Annotated in this window: 15 protein-coding genes; 8 read left to right on the top strand and 7 right to left on the bottom strand. The window is 43.8% G+C overall.

The features are described from left to right. The first annotated feature begins 11 nt into the window (after nt 1-11). Genes B5X76_RS01570 through B5X76_RS01580 form a run of 3 tightly spaced genes read left to right on the top strand, consistent with a single transcriptional unit; the run spans nt 12 to nt 3,680 of the window. On the top strand, nt 12-1,424 hold the full coding sequence (locus B5X76_RS01570; RefSeq protein WP_079640673.1) for a RagB/SusD family nutrient uptake outer membrane protein: 1,413 nt from the start codon (nt 12-14) through the stop codon (nt 1,422-1,424). Nucleotides 1,425-1,435: 11 nt separating this feature from the next. Beyond that, nucleotides 1,436-2,539: a TlpA disulfide reductase family protein gene (locus B5X76_RS01575; RefSeq protein ID WP_079640674.1), complete on the top strand. Its 1,104-nt coding sequence runs from the start codon at nt 1,436-1,438 to the stop codon at nt 2,537-2,539. 7 nt (nt 2,540-2,546) lie between these two features. After that, on the top strand, nt 2,547-3,680 hold the full coding sequence (locus B5X76_RS01580) for a TlpA disulfide reductase family protein (RefSeq protein ID WP_079640675.1): 1,134 nt from the start codon (nt 2,547-2,549) through the stop codon (nt 3,678-3,680). Nucleotides 3,681-3,822: 142 nt separating this feature from the next. Here B5X76_RS01580 and B5X76_RS01585 read toward each other — a convergent pair whose 3' ends face one another. The 6 genes from B5X76_RS01585 to B5X76_RS01605 all read right to left on the bottom strand — a co-directional run bounded on the left by B5X76_RS01585 (nt 3,823) and on the right by B5X76_RS01605 (nt 8,260). Beyond that, nucleotides 3,823-4,257 (bottom strand): hypothetical protein, encoded by a 435-nt coding sequence (locus B5X76_RS01585; protein WP_079640676.1) that lies wholly within the window; start codon nt 4,255-4,257, stop codon nt 3,823-3,825. Nucleotides 4,258-4,498: 241 nt separating this feature from the next. Continuing rightward, nucleotides 4,499-5,278 (bottom strand): C40 family peptidase, encoded by a 780-nt coding sequence (locus B5X76_RS22210; protein ID WP_245800899.1) that lies wholly within the window; start codon nt 5,276-5,278, stop codon nt 4,499-4,501. Between the two features lie 80 nt (nt 5,279-5,358). Next, the gene (locus tag B5X76_RS21590; RefSeq protein ID WP_139375169.1) at nt 5,359-5,760 is read right to left on the bottom strand and encodes a hypothetical protein; all 402 of its coding nucleotides are present in this window, start codon (nt 5,758-5,760) and stop codon (nt 5,359-5,361) included. Nucleotides 5,761-5,858: 98 nt separating this feature from the next. Then, nucleotides 5,859-6,443 (bottom strand): hypothetical protein, encoded by a 585-nt coding sequence (locus B5X76_RS01595; RefSeq protein WP_079640677.1) that lies wholly within the window; start codon nt 6,441-6,443, stop codon nt 5,859-5,861. A gap of 313 nt (nt 6,444-6,756) precedes the next feature. Further along, a complete protein-coding gene (locus tag B5X76_RS21595; RefSeq protein ID WP_139375170.1) occupies nt 6,757-7,185 on the bottom strand; it encodes a hypothetical protein in 429 nt (142 codons plus the stop codon). Between the two features lie 61 nt (nt 7,186-7,246). Then, complete coding sequence (locus tag B5X76_RS01605) at nt 7,247-8,260, bottom strand: hypothetical protein (RefSeq protein WP_079640679.1); 1,014 nt, start codon at nt 8,258-8,260, stop codon at nt 7,247-7,249. A 242-nt stretch (nt 8,261-8,502) separates the two neighbouring features. Here B5X76_RS01605 and B5X76_RS01610 point away from each other — a divergent pair, with 242 nt between their 5' ends. From B5X76_RS01610 to B5X76_RS01630, 5 genes are all read left to right on the top strand, one after another. After that, complete coding sequence (locus B5X76_RS01610; RefSeq protein ID WP_079640680.1) at nt 8,503-8,886, top strand: hypothetical protein; 384 nt, start codon at nt 8,503-8,505, stop codon at nt 8,884-8,886. Nucleotides 8,887-8,974: 88 nt separating this feature from the next. Continuing rightward, nucleotides 8,975-9,667, top strand: coding sequence for a Crp/Fnr family transcriptional regulator (locus tag B5X76_RS01615; RefSeq protein ID WP_079640681.1), 693 nt, complete (start codon nt 8,975-8,977; stop codon nt 9,665-9,667). A gap of 205 nt (nt 9,668-9,872) precedes the next feature. Then, nucleotides 9,873-10,697, top strand: coding sequence for a hypothetical protein (locus B5X76_RS01620; RefSeq protein WP_079640682.1), 825 nt, complete (start codon nt 9,873-9,875; stop codon nt 10,695-10,697). A 129-nt stretch (nt 10,698-10,826) separates the two neighbouring features. Beyond that, on the top strand, nt 10,827-11,294 hold the full coding sequence (locus B5X76_RS01625) for a MauE/DoxX family redox-associated membrane protein (protein ID WP_079640683.1): 468 nt from the start codon (nt 10,827-10,829) through the stop codon (nt 11,292-11,294). 205 nt (nt 11,295-11,499) lie between these two features. Continuing rightward, complete coding sequence (locus B5X76_RS01630; RefSeq protein ID WP_079640684.1) at nt 11,500-11,901, top strand: hypothetical protein; 402 nt, start codon at nt 11,500-11,502, stop codon at nt 11,899-11,901. Nucleotides 11,902-11,955: 54 nt separating this feature from the next. On the opposite strand, the gene B5X76_RS01635 is transcribed toward B5X76_RS01630, so the two are convergent. Then, nucleotides 11,956-13,332: a RagB/SusD family nutrient uptake outer membrane protein gene (locus tag B5X76_RS01635; RefSeq protein WP_079640685.1), complete on the bottom strand. Its 1,377-nt coding sequence runs from the start codon at nt 13,330-13,332 to the stop codon at nt 11,956-11,958. Nucleotides 13,333-13,336 lie beyond the last annotated feature (4 nt).

Here is a 13,336-nt window from a genome sequence, read left to right on the forward strand (position 1 = left end):
AAGGTATAACCATGATAAAGAAACAGTATAAAACATATATAGGTGGATTATTGATCTTAGCAAGTACTGCCTTTACAGTCAGTTCCTGCAAAAAATCCTTTTTAGAAATCCTGCCAAAAGGACGTGTCATCGCTACCAAGACTACCGATTACGATCTTTTGCTCAACAATTTGGATCTGATCAACTCGACGTCCAACAACCAGGTATTGATGGGAGACGAAGTCGTGGCCTTTGAGCCCCAGTGGAACCTGATAACCTACAAAGACAAACAGGTATTCAAATGGGAGGGCGATCTTTACAATGCAGATGAAGACGCTAATGAGACCCTCTCGCCGGTAAAGGCCCTCTATATTTATAACAAGGTGATCAATGAAGTTTTAAATTCTACCGAAGGTACTGATGCCGCCAAGAAGTCACTACAGGCCGAAGCCCTTACTGGGAGAGCTTGGACAAACTTTCTGTTGATCAATTATTATGGTAAGCCCTACCAAGCAAGTACGGCTGCAACCGACCTCGGCTTTCCCCTTATCCTAGAGGCCGATATCAACGGTCAGAACTATACCAGAGCCACCGTGCAGCAGGTATACGACCAGATTGTACAGGATCTTAATACCGCCATCCCTAACCTCACGCACGAGGGGGTGCAGCACCGTATCCGTGTGTCCAAAGCCACTGCTCAAGCCATTCTGGCCAAAGTATATGTATTTATGGGGCGCTACGAAGAGGCCAAACCACTCTTGATCGAGTCTATCGGTAATTTGAGCAAATCTCTTATTACCACCGCTTTGCTGGATTATAACACGGCCAATCTAACGAGTCTTCCGACGATAGTCAACGATACGGAAAATGTTTATGCCAAGAACATGACCAACATCCACATCTCCCTTAATCAAAAGCTATTATGGCTTACGGAAGAGGCGGCAGCGCTATTCCAGCCTAATGATGCCCGCTTTAAGAAGTTGTATGTGTCTCAGGTAATCGACGGCAAGACCTGGTATAAACGTACCGGCACCACCACCAATAATATCGGTATGCGTGTACCGGAGCTATATCTTTTGCTGGCCGAGACAAAAGCACAATTAGGTGATTTCGGCGGTGCAAAAGAAGACCTACTATACCTACGCAAGCACCGAATGCCGGCGGCAGAAGCCCCTGTACCGACAAGTGTGGCCGATGACAAACTACAGCTCCTGCAATTTATCATGCAAGAGCGTATCCGGGAGTTTGCCATGTGCGGTTACCGTTGGTTCGATATGCGTCGTACATCTATAGACCCTATCTACCCTGCGGTACCGTACACCCATAGGGTATACGGTGCAGACGGTTTGGAAAAAGAAACGTATCAACTTCGTCCTGAGCGCATGGTATTCAAGTTTTCACCCAAAGTACGCAGCGAAAATCCCACTATTCAAGACAATCCTTAATCAGTAATGCTATGAACAAGATAATAACACTATTACTCCTATGCCCGGTATTGGTATTGGGACAAGAAAAATACCAAATTCAGGGACGCATAAATGATATTCCTGACGGATCAAAAATATACTTAGCTACCGTTGTCGATGGCAAATATCAAAATACAGATTCTGCCTTGGTAAAAGGTGGAAAGTTCCAACTGAATGGAAAGGTGGAGCACCCACAGTCTGCTTTGCTGGTACTGAACCGTCAGGATGCACCCTCCGCAAATAACCGAGACAGCTACACTTTTTATTTAGAAAACAGTAAAATGAAGTTAGAAGCCAACGGTTCGATTAAAAATGCGAGTTTAACAGGTTCAGCTTCTGATGCTGCGATGCGTCAATTGGAGCGTGAGCTTCGACCTTTAACCAACAATATTATTGCCATACAAAATAGGTACACCAAAGATGATCCTTTAGAAATCCGCCAACGGGCTGGCGACACCGTTCGTCAGACCGTTGCCCAAATCAAACAACTACGCTGGGACTTTGCCGAGCAGCATCTTAATGATTACATCGGGCTAGAAACCTATTATCTCCACGTATTGGACAGCAAATTTGATCCAGTAGTAGCCGAGCCTTTATACCATAGGTTTTCGAAATCATTAAAAGAATCGGCTTTGGGACAACAGGCATATGCCAAAATAGAAGCTGCAAAACGCAGACAGACGGGGGTAGCAGCGACAGACTTTACGCAGACCAAACTCGAAGGCGGAACATTTAAACTCAGTGATTTAAAGGGCAAATATGTACTGGTCGATTTTTGGGCTTCCTGGTGTGGTCCTTGCCGTGCCGAAAACCCACATCTCGTACAAGCCTATGCTACCCTCAAAGACAAGAACTTTGAAATCGTGGGCGTTTCTTTGGATCAGAACAAAGAAGCCTGGGCTCATGCTGTAGAAACGGACAAGCTTCCCTGGATCCATGTGAGCGATCTCAAAGGCTGGAAAAGCGATCTGGTCTCTCTGTATGACATACAGTCCGTACCGCAGAATTTTTTAGTTAATCCACAAGGCGTTATCGTAGCCAAAAATCTTCGGGGCGAACAGCTCACCGAACTTATTTCTTCCCACTTAAAATAGCAACAGTATGTTACCCATCACAAAACACATAAGCGCAGCGACGCTAGCCCTGACCTTACTCGGTGTAGGTCAGCAGAGTCTCGCACAAGATAAATTTATCCTTCAGGGCCAATGGGACAAAAAAGTGAACAATAAGGCCGTTGTACTCCGTTATAAAGATCAAAATGGGAAAGAACGCCAAGACACGCTAGCCCTAAAGAAAGGCCGGTTAAACTATCAAGGCACCACGGCGTATGGCAATAGAGCTTATATCTCTTTTATACCCACCGCTAAAGGGCAGCCCGCAATCAATGACTACCAGCAGTTTTACCTGGAGAAAGGAAAGTACACGATCCAAGGTGATACCAGCATGGCCACCGCCCAGATAAAGGGTACGCAGGCACAATCGGACCATCTTCAATATGAGGAAATGGTAGGCAAGCCCCACAAAGTATACCAAAAGCTGGCCCGTGAATTTATGGATGCCCGGTCAAAAAAAGACAGTACGGGCATGGCCGATATACAGAAAAAAATTGCACCTGTATACCAGGAGATCGAAAGCCAGCTGGATGCTTTTATCTTCGGCCACCCCGACTCCTGGGTAGCTTTAGATGCAGTCAATGACAATAAGACCATGGTTATCGATCCTGTTGTGTTTGATCCGTACTATAAGGCACTCAGTCCACGCGTTCTTGCCAGCTACACCGGGCAGCTCCTGACCCAAAAGTACGACAAAGCCAAGCAACTGTCCATTGGAAAAAGCATGGACTTTACCCTGCCCGATCAGCATGGCAACCCATTCAGCCTTTCTTCCTTAAAAGGAAAATATGTATTGGTCGATTTTTGGGCATCTTGGTGTGTGCCTTGTCGTGCCGAGAATCCGCATTTATTAAAAGCTTATAATAAACTAAAGGATCGGGGATTCGATATTGTCGGCATCTCCCTGGACGACACGAAAGAAAACTGGCTCCATGCAGTCAAAGCAGACGGCATGCCTTGGATTCAGGTAGGCGATCTTAAAGGATTCAAGAGCGAAATTGCTGTCCGTTACGGCATTACGGCCATTCCTCAAAATGTGCTGGTCGATCGTCAAGGCGTCATCATTGCCAAAAACCTTAGAGGAGAGAAGGTCGATGAAGAAATCGAAAAACTAATAAAATAGATAATTACTTTACGAACCAAAACAGCCCTGATTCTCTCGGGGCTGTTTTTATTTTAAAGAATAGCGCAATCCGCATTACTGTAACCACGGTTGCGATAAAATAAAAGTAAAGCCCAACATACCCCGAGTTCGCCAAAGTATGCTACCTCTTCCGCCAGCACTGCCTGTATATTAACAATGCTAGAGGAATGATTATCAATAGCCATACGCTCCGCGGAAATGGCGTACTGGAAGTCTTGCTGCTCGTCATACTCTCTGTCTTGTTATTTTCCATACCGATACTGTCGTAGCTATGATCTACTGTTGAAGCTTGTCGCTTTAACGCGCGCTGTTCGCCATAGGCTATCTGGCCCGAGCGGCTCCAAAGACCGAGATCGGGATGAAAGAAGAAGCTGCTATCTCCCTTGTAGTGCCAATAGCGGTAGCTGCTGTCCTGACTATTGAGCTGCCCCCATGAGGTACTGGTCTCCAGTCTGCTTTGAGACTGACGAGCAGTATGCCGCAGTTCGCTTTTTTCCTTGTTTACTTTGCATCCGAACTGTATTATGAGGAGCAAAAAGCTTATCATCTTGTTCATTTTCAAATTCTTTTAGTGTGTATTTTTGTATAGTACATAGACCCGTTCGACTTCGATGCGCTACGCTACCAATGACAGATTACCTAAGGTGAGCTCGCAAGCTCGGTTTACAAACTACGTCGTCCTCTCGACCGAAGTGGAGAGATCTAGAAGCTATATATTAACCCTATACAGTTTGTAGATTATCTACGATGAGCCCTTCGGGGTTCCTCTGTTCCGCTACGCTTCAATCGGAATGACGTTAACTTCTATCCACCCACTCCGCATAGCTATACACCGTCCGCTGATGTCTTCTGCGGGATTCTACCCTATCATTGCTATTGCCTTCGATAGTCCGTATGTACGATCCCTGCTTTTCTTTGATCAGCCCGACGTGATGGATCCGCTTTAGCTTGGCGCTGTAGATGCCGAAGAGATCGGCTGGCTTTATCTTATCGGTATCGTTGTAGCTCCTCGCCTTAGGGAATAGAGCCGGGCTCCAAGGGTTACGGGGTTGTAAAAGGCCGGCCTGTCCATAGCACCACGAGAGAAATGCAGCACACCATTCATAGCCAGGGCCTAGGTTTGTATAGCGGAGGTATTGTTCAACGCGAGCACCGTCGTTATGGCCAGTGGCTTCTTTTACGCCTAACTCATTTGAAGCAATAGCTATAACTAAGCTTCTTTTGTCTTCCATGCCAGACGGGCGTGACACTTGGTATCGGCCAAGTGTCCAAGCCTTGTCGCTCGAACATTCTGACTGTACGTTAGTGCCTCCCATTGCTATTGTCAGAATCTTCACAGGCGACATTAATCCCGATTGTAAGGGGCTACTAGGATTATCTAAATACGCTGACCTACTAGCACTATCCCGATAAAACGACCTAGGGCCATACAGCGTTAAGAATACTTCTTGCAGGTCGTTAAAAACAGATCGATGAAGTGTAGCGAAGCGTAACGGCTCCGAGATGTTTAGATCTGTCAAAAAGTATTTAGCGTCGTATTGCCCAAGTCTTGATTTTTTTTGCTTCGTTTTTTTCATCAAGGAAAAAAATGAAGTCCTCGTCATGGAAAATGACGGATGGGTATTGGAAGAGATAAAAACATCTTGAAAAACAGGCTTTACAACACTATCCCCATTACCCAAAGGCAGGCATATAACATTAAAAAGAAAACCGAGAAATAAAGAATACATTGTTGCCATGATGTTAATTGATTAAAATGTGAAAGAAATCCCTTGCGGAATGTTTTAAAAGGCTGCCACAGGAGCTCCTGCAACCAGAGACTGCACAGTATCGCGGCGACACCAACCAGTAAGCCAAATAGCGCTACTGTGAGGATGCCGATATCGAGTGTACCCGCTGCGGGATCTACGAAGATTAAGACTTTACCTATTAAAGTAAATAATAAGGTTATCAAAACTAATCGTTTGAATAAGTAAAATTTAATATTTGAAAAGATAATATTATATCCTCGCTTCCATCCTGGATATGAAGCAGGTAATTGATTTGAAAGTGTTGTCATTTTTTTAGTATTGAGATTTGAGTATTGAGATATGAGTGACGAGTGATGAGTGACGAGTAAGCTTTGTTACTTCGTCACTCTTTCACTTCATCTACACCCTACCCTTGATATTCAGCGAAGCTTCTGGTCACCGTGACTACTTTGTTCGGTTTGTCAACCATCGTGACGCGGTACTTAGCATCCATAAAATCCAGGTTCTGCATAGTCGTTGTATAAATCCATTCGCTATCCGATCTATCTTTCAGCACTGCCGCACCGGATTCAATGACAGCATCCTCGCTATCCAAAATCTCTACGCTTAGCGATCGGAGCACCATGACATCCTTAACATGGAAGCTGATCTTGTCACCAACCTCCCCCTCATAAGCTCTATCGTCTACGCGACGTACTTCAGGATCGGTAAAATAATCTTTGAACGCTACGTTGTAAGCCGATTGATTGACGTTAGCTTTGGCTTTGTACTCTGCTTTCAGATCTTCGTCCAGCATGACACTCTTTGCGTACTGGGTAGCATCGTAAAACTTGTGCTGCACAGCAATCTGCTTTGCTGTCATTACCCTATCCGTAGTTATACGCGGTGTCTTCGCGATAATTGTTTGATCGCCTCGTTGACGAAACACGAGGTTTCTTCCGATCCTTCCTGATGCACCCTGCATCACGACGTTGTCTTTTGATTTTGCCATTTTTTTAAATTTTAATTGACGTTTAAAAATCTATTTGTTGTCAAGCTATCCGGGGCGCCTTCCGTCGAGCATAACGAAACAAAGATTCACCCTATTTCTCATAAAACAATGGCTTACAAGCAGCTGCGAATGATTATGAAGGATTACGAATGATTATGAAGGAATATGAACAGTTGGTAGTTCATTCTTAGTTGTTTGCTAGTTGTTTCTTGTGCTTAGGCTAGTTATAGGCTAGTTCAACCTTAGTTCAGGAGGGGATTTATAAAGGGTAAAAAGCAGTTCCTAACAAGACGTAGGAACTGCCTAGTGCCTATTAAGAATTAGTGTTGTTGATATTTGAAATAACTTCATAGCGTCTTATAGTTTCCAAGACTTCGTGCTTCAGGTAGTACGGTTTTTTATCGACCTCGTATGTTTTGAATAGTTTTTTCATTGTAGCGAATTTAGTATCCCCTACCTTAAGTAAACATTTAAGTTCTAAGGCATCGATAAGTTGTTCATTCAGTTCAATAGGTGGATCTATCCTCCCCTCCAACAATTCCAGCATTTGCAACGCCGTATCCAGCAACTGGTCAAAGCGATCGTATAGGGGAGCTGCCATGCCTTGCAGTACCGATGTGAGGCAGTCGTACTCCCGGCTGCATCGTAATTGATTACTAGTATGTGTGGTATGCGTACAATCTATCACCTGTACACAAGCGCATTGGTTGTTATTCTGTTGTTTTTCATTTTTTGTTTCCATGTCGATGATTTGTTTCGCATCTGCAGCATGCGGAGCTCATCGCTCTAAGACACAGGGATTATTAGGTTTGAATTACGGATTTTAGCTGGATACTATTACTCAACAATACCTTATCCAACTGTTGTTTATTTTCAATCTGCTGTTTTATTCTGTCGACGTATACCGGGCTTGGCGCCAAAAAGCCATGAAGCTCTATAGCCGATTTTGTCCATATCTCACGAAATACCTTTAGATCGTGCTTATTCAAATCGAGTATACCATCTTCATTGAGTGCCGATACCAGGTGCGCCAAAGACACCCTAGCTCCTTTTCGATACTCCGAAAACCAAGTTAACTGCTCCTCTTTAAAAAGCATAGCCAATTTGGCTTCCGTAAAGAGACACTGTCCTGAACGCAAGTAGATGTATACCCCCTCCCGTTGGGAAATTATGAATAAAATTTCCATAAGTAGAACAGAAACCTCTTCTATAAAGAGCTGTGTTCGTTCCGTACTTTCTTCAATTTCAGCTTCTACTTCATCCTCTGTAATAGTCATTTCATCCTCTGCGACGGCTTGCTCCAGGTACGTAGCGGATGATGGCGCTACCTTCTGTTCTATCCCATGAACCACTTTGGTGACCCAGCGCTCCATCACCCAAAATCCCCATGTCGTCCTTGGTTTATACCAGACCCAAGCTTCATAGGCAATAAACAGGAGGAGAAAAAAGACAAATCCACTACGCCAATACCTGGCTGAAATAAAACTATGCTCTGCTGTAGAAAAAATGAAGTATAAGAATATCAAATTGATAGTTGTGACTATGGTAATCCCTGTCAAGAAAAATACAATTTTTCTTTTGCAACGCGGTATCCCGCCTGTTCTTTTACTATGATTCAATACCAACACACAATATACGGCCTCTATGATTATCATATAAATCCCTACCGCTACACAAGTCGCCCAGTATAAAGGCCAAAATTTTGGTGCAGTGAGGTAGTCCATGATATCCAGAAATCTCCAATTGGTCGTAACCAAATAAGCTACAATAAAAACTCGTACAACATATTTTAAAACAAAAGCAAGGGCATTCATCATCGTTAAAGGTTAAGTAGGTAATGTTGGTTAGTTTCTTGTTAAAAAACAAATTAACCTCTAATATAAAAAACAAAAGGTGAGAAGCCAAATACAATCGATTAAATATCAATAAATATCTTTATCCTGCAACCAAATCCCCGAGTTTTCCACAATTTGGTGAAACGGTCAAAAAATCGAGATTTTCTCTCTATTTCCTATCTCATAAGGCTTTTATTTGTGATTCATTTAAATTATAAATAATTATGAAACAAGCATTAAATGCATCAGGTAGCGCCTTCGTACAGGCGAATGAATTAGCTCAAAGTCCAGCAGAACTTGCAGGGTCTATGTTATTATTGGAAACCAACTTTGACCAATGGATGGAGGAGCGCTTTGACCTCAGTTCCAGTCAGCGTACGCAGATTGCTCATATGGAGCCCAACTTCAAAGCCAAGCTGGCCGAGGCCATTGCCCGGGAATTATCTGCCGGACGGAGTATAGCCTTTTCCAAAACCAACAACGAAGAGAAAGAAGAACTTCGGGACAAGGACGTTTACATCTTCAGTTCAAAACGACAGTCGTACAGCTTTGGTTCGGCCGAAACGCGTGAAGAAGAAGGATTACAAATTCTAGTCGGTTACCGATAAGTATCACCATCTGCTGTAAAACCTGTGGTAGTGCTTAGCAGCATGGGCATTGCCGCAGGTTTTGTAAGTATGACCAAATCATCAGCGCATGACAAAAAAAGAACGAATGGCCATTGCTCAATTTTCAGCCCACTGGGGCCGCTATACCGAGATCCAGCCTTATCAACAAAAATGGCTCGCCAAGTATAGCAACTTTGCTACTTATGGTCGAGGCAAATGTATCTATGATCCGGAATGGCAAGAAGAGCGGGTATTCTATGTATGCAGTGGCTTGGTAGGCCGTATCGTCCAAAAAACAGTTTTGGTAAAGGTTCCTAAAAAAAATAAGCCTTCCGCGGAGCAGGAAGATGAAATTGAAAATGAAGACAAAACATACCCTCAACTAAGGCGACGTATTCTTTCGGTCGGGATTCCGGGTATGGCCCTGATGTCTACCGACCATCTTTACAGCAGTACCCAATCCATTGGCGAAATTGTGGCGCTACGCCCCTGCGAGGTGCTGACTATCGACTACGAGGCCATCAGGCGCTTTATGATCGATGACCCGAGTCTCAATGGCATGCTCTATGCTCTAGCCAACAAGAAGAAACGGCAATTGGCCCGATTGCGGCAGCTGAATTCCCTCATGGATCCACAATCGGCCTATCTCAAATTTGCCGACACACTCCCCGAGCTATACAGCTTACTAAGCCAGACCGAACAACAAGATCTATTGGGGATATCACGAAGGACTATCAGCCGTGCCTCCTACCTATATGCCACAGGCAAGCCAAAGCGTTAATTAAAACTCGATATTTCATTTGCACTCCCTGCTGAGATCCCACAGTTACCGCCTCTATTTTTTAGCAGACAACATACTTTGCCCACCAATAAATCCTCGTTTCACTTCCCTCCATCAAAAAAAGAGAATTTTGCGCCCCTTAGGGGCACAGAAACTCAAAAAACGAGTGCAGAACTTTGGATTATACCATATGTGTAATTCAAAGATGAAAAGAGAACCTACATATCTAGAAAGCGAAATCCTGTATCAGGTGCTGGAGCTCCTCTATCGGGAGATCGACGAACTGATCCACGAGCTGGCACCCGAGGGCTGGAACAACAGCCCCTACCACTTCCCCTTTGAGCTGATCGAGGGTGAGCGCGAGGCGCTGTACAAAACCTATGATACGGTAGCCTGTGCGTACGAGCGTAGGTTCGGCCCGATCATGCGTCAATACATCAGCAAGAGCCGCTACGAAATAGACTACATGACACGGACAGGTAGCAATCATAACTATTCTGCCGAGCTGGTCTATCTGATCGAGCATGGCGTAATCCAACTGAGCGGTAGCGGACTCTTCTTTAAACCCAATGAAGCGACAATGCAGTATATCATCGACCCCTTTGATGTGGAGGAGCAAAGCTATATACTCGGTATGGATATCGACCTCGCTAACACTGTAGACCCCTGTGTGTTAAGGATCACAGCTGCACGAAGTGATGTATTGCTCTATATCGATCTCAGTGCTATATACGCCCGCATACTCCAAGCCTTCGGTGCGCTGGGATACGACTGGCGCTACCGCGATGTCGAGCTGGAAGACCTGTGGGTCGAAAGCGAGCTGATAGCTCGATTTAGCAATCTCAAGAGCCGCCATAGTCATGACAGCTACCTCGATATATTATCAGAAGTACTAACCGAAAGGCAAAATGAGCTACCTCCCGATGAGGTAATCGGTTACTTAAGTGTATACGAAAAACTTCCAGTAGGCTATCCACCGACATTAGAGGATCTACAGCGTATTTCGTTAGGTCTGGATGGCTCGACATAACTTCTTAACCTCATAACTATATAACTATACAGACTTGATAATCCCCGATGAAAAATCGGGATTCCGATAAACCGGAAGACGCCAGGCTCGCATAACTACATAGCTGCTTAACTACGTAACAAAAAGAAAATGAAAACAAACACCTACATACTAAATACCCTAGTGGTACTGCTACTGACGCTGTGGATACCGAGCAGTCTATACAAGCTCATTTATTATGAAGCTTTTAAATCGGGGATCCTGCAGCAACCATTAAGCTACACCGTCGCCTGGACATTGATCTATAGCCTGCCCGCTCTAGGGATGGTCACAGCAATCCTATTGGTAACCGAGCGCTTTCGCAAGGTGGGGCTGCTTCTATCCAGCATACAGCTCATACTCTTCACGGGGTATATCGCACTGGTACTACTCAAGGTATGGGGCAAGCCCCCCTGCAGTTGCGGACTGGCGATACCTCAGATGGGCTGGACAAATCACCTCTGGTTCAATCTATTTTTCTTAGCCATCAGTATTACAGGTTATGTGCTATATGTAAAAACGAGTAATAGTAAAAAAGATATACATGCGGATCCTGTTGCAGCCCAGCGTGTTTTTTAAAGAATCCATAGCAACAAACCTTACAGCGAATCCCGGTGGCTAGGCCACTGTGTGCAGGGCGTGTCGGCCAAAAGACCTTTCCGACTATCCATCCGATACTGATTGAGGCACCGTACTAAAAGATCAACAGATCCGGATAGCAAATCCCTCTTAATCTTTCCAGAGGAAAAAAAGGAAAGAAACACAAACAACAAACTATAGCATCATGCTAAAAAACATCAAAAATTATGCAATGGCCTTGGCAGCCATCGTCATTGCATCAACTAGTGCGACATTAATGTCGTTTAACACTTCGAAGAACATTGAGGCTGTAGCCAAACAGTCCACTGTACGATTTCAGTTCAACGGTAGTTCGAGCCCGGGGGCCGAGGCTAATCCTGCCAATTGGGATTACGCTCCTTCAGCTTCTTGTGGTTACCAAAGTAACAACGCGTGTGTGATTGAAGTCGCGTCAAATCTGGTTTCAACTATTGGTGGAGTTCTTAAGATAGATCCAGCAAAATTGAACACGCATTATTCAACAACTACATTACCTATGACTACAGATGCTAACGGCACAAGACCAACACCGGGAGCGATCTATGAAGACATAGATAATAGAGACTAATAAGTCTTGGGAAGTAAGGCTATCCTTTATGACAAGGATAGCCTCTTCTTATTATCAATACGGGTTCTGTTCTAAACCTCCCAACCGTACAGCATCAACGGGTAAAGGTTGTGCATACCGAGCATCATTAGGTAACAAACTATATTGTATGCCCCCAACAAACCTTGACAACTTAATCTCTGCTCCTTCCACATTTAATCGTTTCAGATCACTGTAACGTATCCCCCGCATCAACAATTCCTTTCTGCGTTCCTGTAGTACCCAAGATAAGACATTGTCTTGATTCAGGCCTTGAGTCAAGTTATAAACTCCGTTCTTATATCTTTTTTGCAAAATCAACTTTATCGCATCTGTAGTAGCTTTGATATCCTTGTCTCTTGCTCGACACTCCGCTTTTATAAATAACAATTCAGCTGTAGTGATACCCGTAAAGCAAAAATTCGTATTTTCGCTGTACATCCCTTTGAAGCGATATCCATCCGCCAAGGGCAAAAAATAAGCTTGCTTACGGAGATCGTTTGCTTCATAACTTTCATACAGTTCCTTCTCTATACGCGCATACATAGGATGTGCCGTAGATATAGAATAAGTACCAACGGCACTATAAAAGACCACTTCGGGATTATACTTGTTAGCAAAAGGTAGATTTGACCCTAACTTTAAATTCGGGTCGTTAAAATCCATTACTTCACTATGAAGCATTAATGCAGAATCCGCATACAACTCTGCTCGGTGATAGTTTCGCATAGATAGGTATGTACGTGCCAATGCGGCATAAGCTGCTGCCTTTGAAGGTCTCAAAGGGATTTCCACCCGATTACTGAGATAAGCCACCGCAATATTAAGATCGTCTATAATCTTTTTGTATGAAGCTTTCAAATTTGACCTTGAAGTATTCACATTAAAATCCGATATCTCACGTAATACGATTCCCAAATCATTAGACGCTTCTTCTTCCCGATATGCTTTACAGAATGTCGTTACTAATGCAAGGTATGCATAGCCACGATAAAAGTGAGCAGATCCATAAATACGGTTGCGTATACCTATGTCTGTCTTTTTATCTACAATCTTATCCAAACCTTCCAAACACAAATTGGCATTATACACCTGCAGATAGAGGTTAGCCCAGTCATTAGGAAACGTATAATTCCGTAATTCCCATCGATAAGCTTCTTTTCCCACCTGAGTAAGTTTACTATAATTATTTTCTGGGAGAAAGTAATCATCTGATGCAGCCTCGGGCAACGAAGCACTTCTTTTATTCATATATTCAGCATCGTCCAATATAGCTTGAAGGTCTGACAACTGAGTACCATCCGATTGGGAATAGTTCTGTTTTGCGTCCAAAAAGTCACTGCAAGATAGCATCAGGAATATTCCTACAATACAACTACAGATTAGACTAATATTCTTTATTATTGAGTTCATAATT

The organism is Sphingobacterium nematocida, from assembly GCF_900168125.1.
Taxonomy (GTDB): Bacteria; Bacteroidota; Bacteroidia; order Sphingobacteriales; family Sphingobacteriaceae; genus Sphingobacterium; species Sphingobacterium nematocida.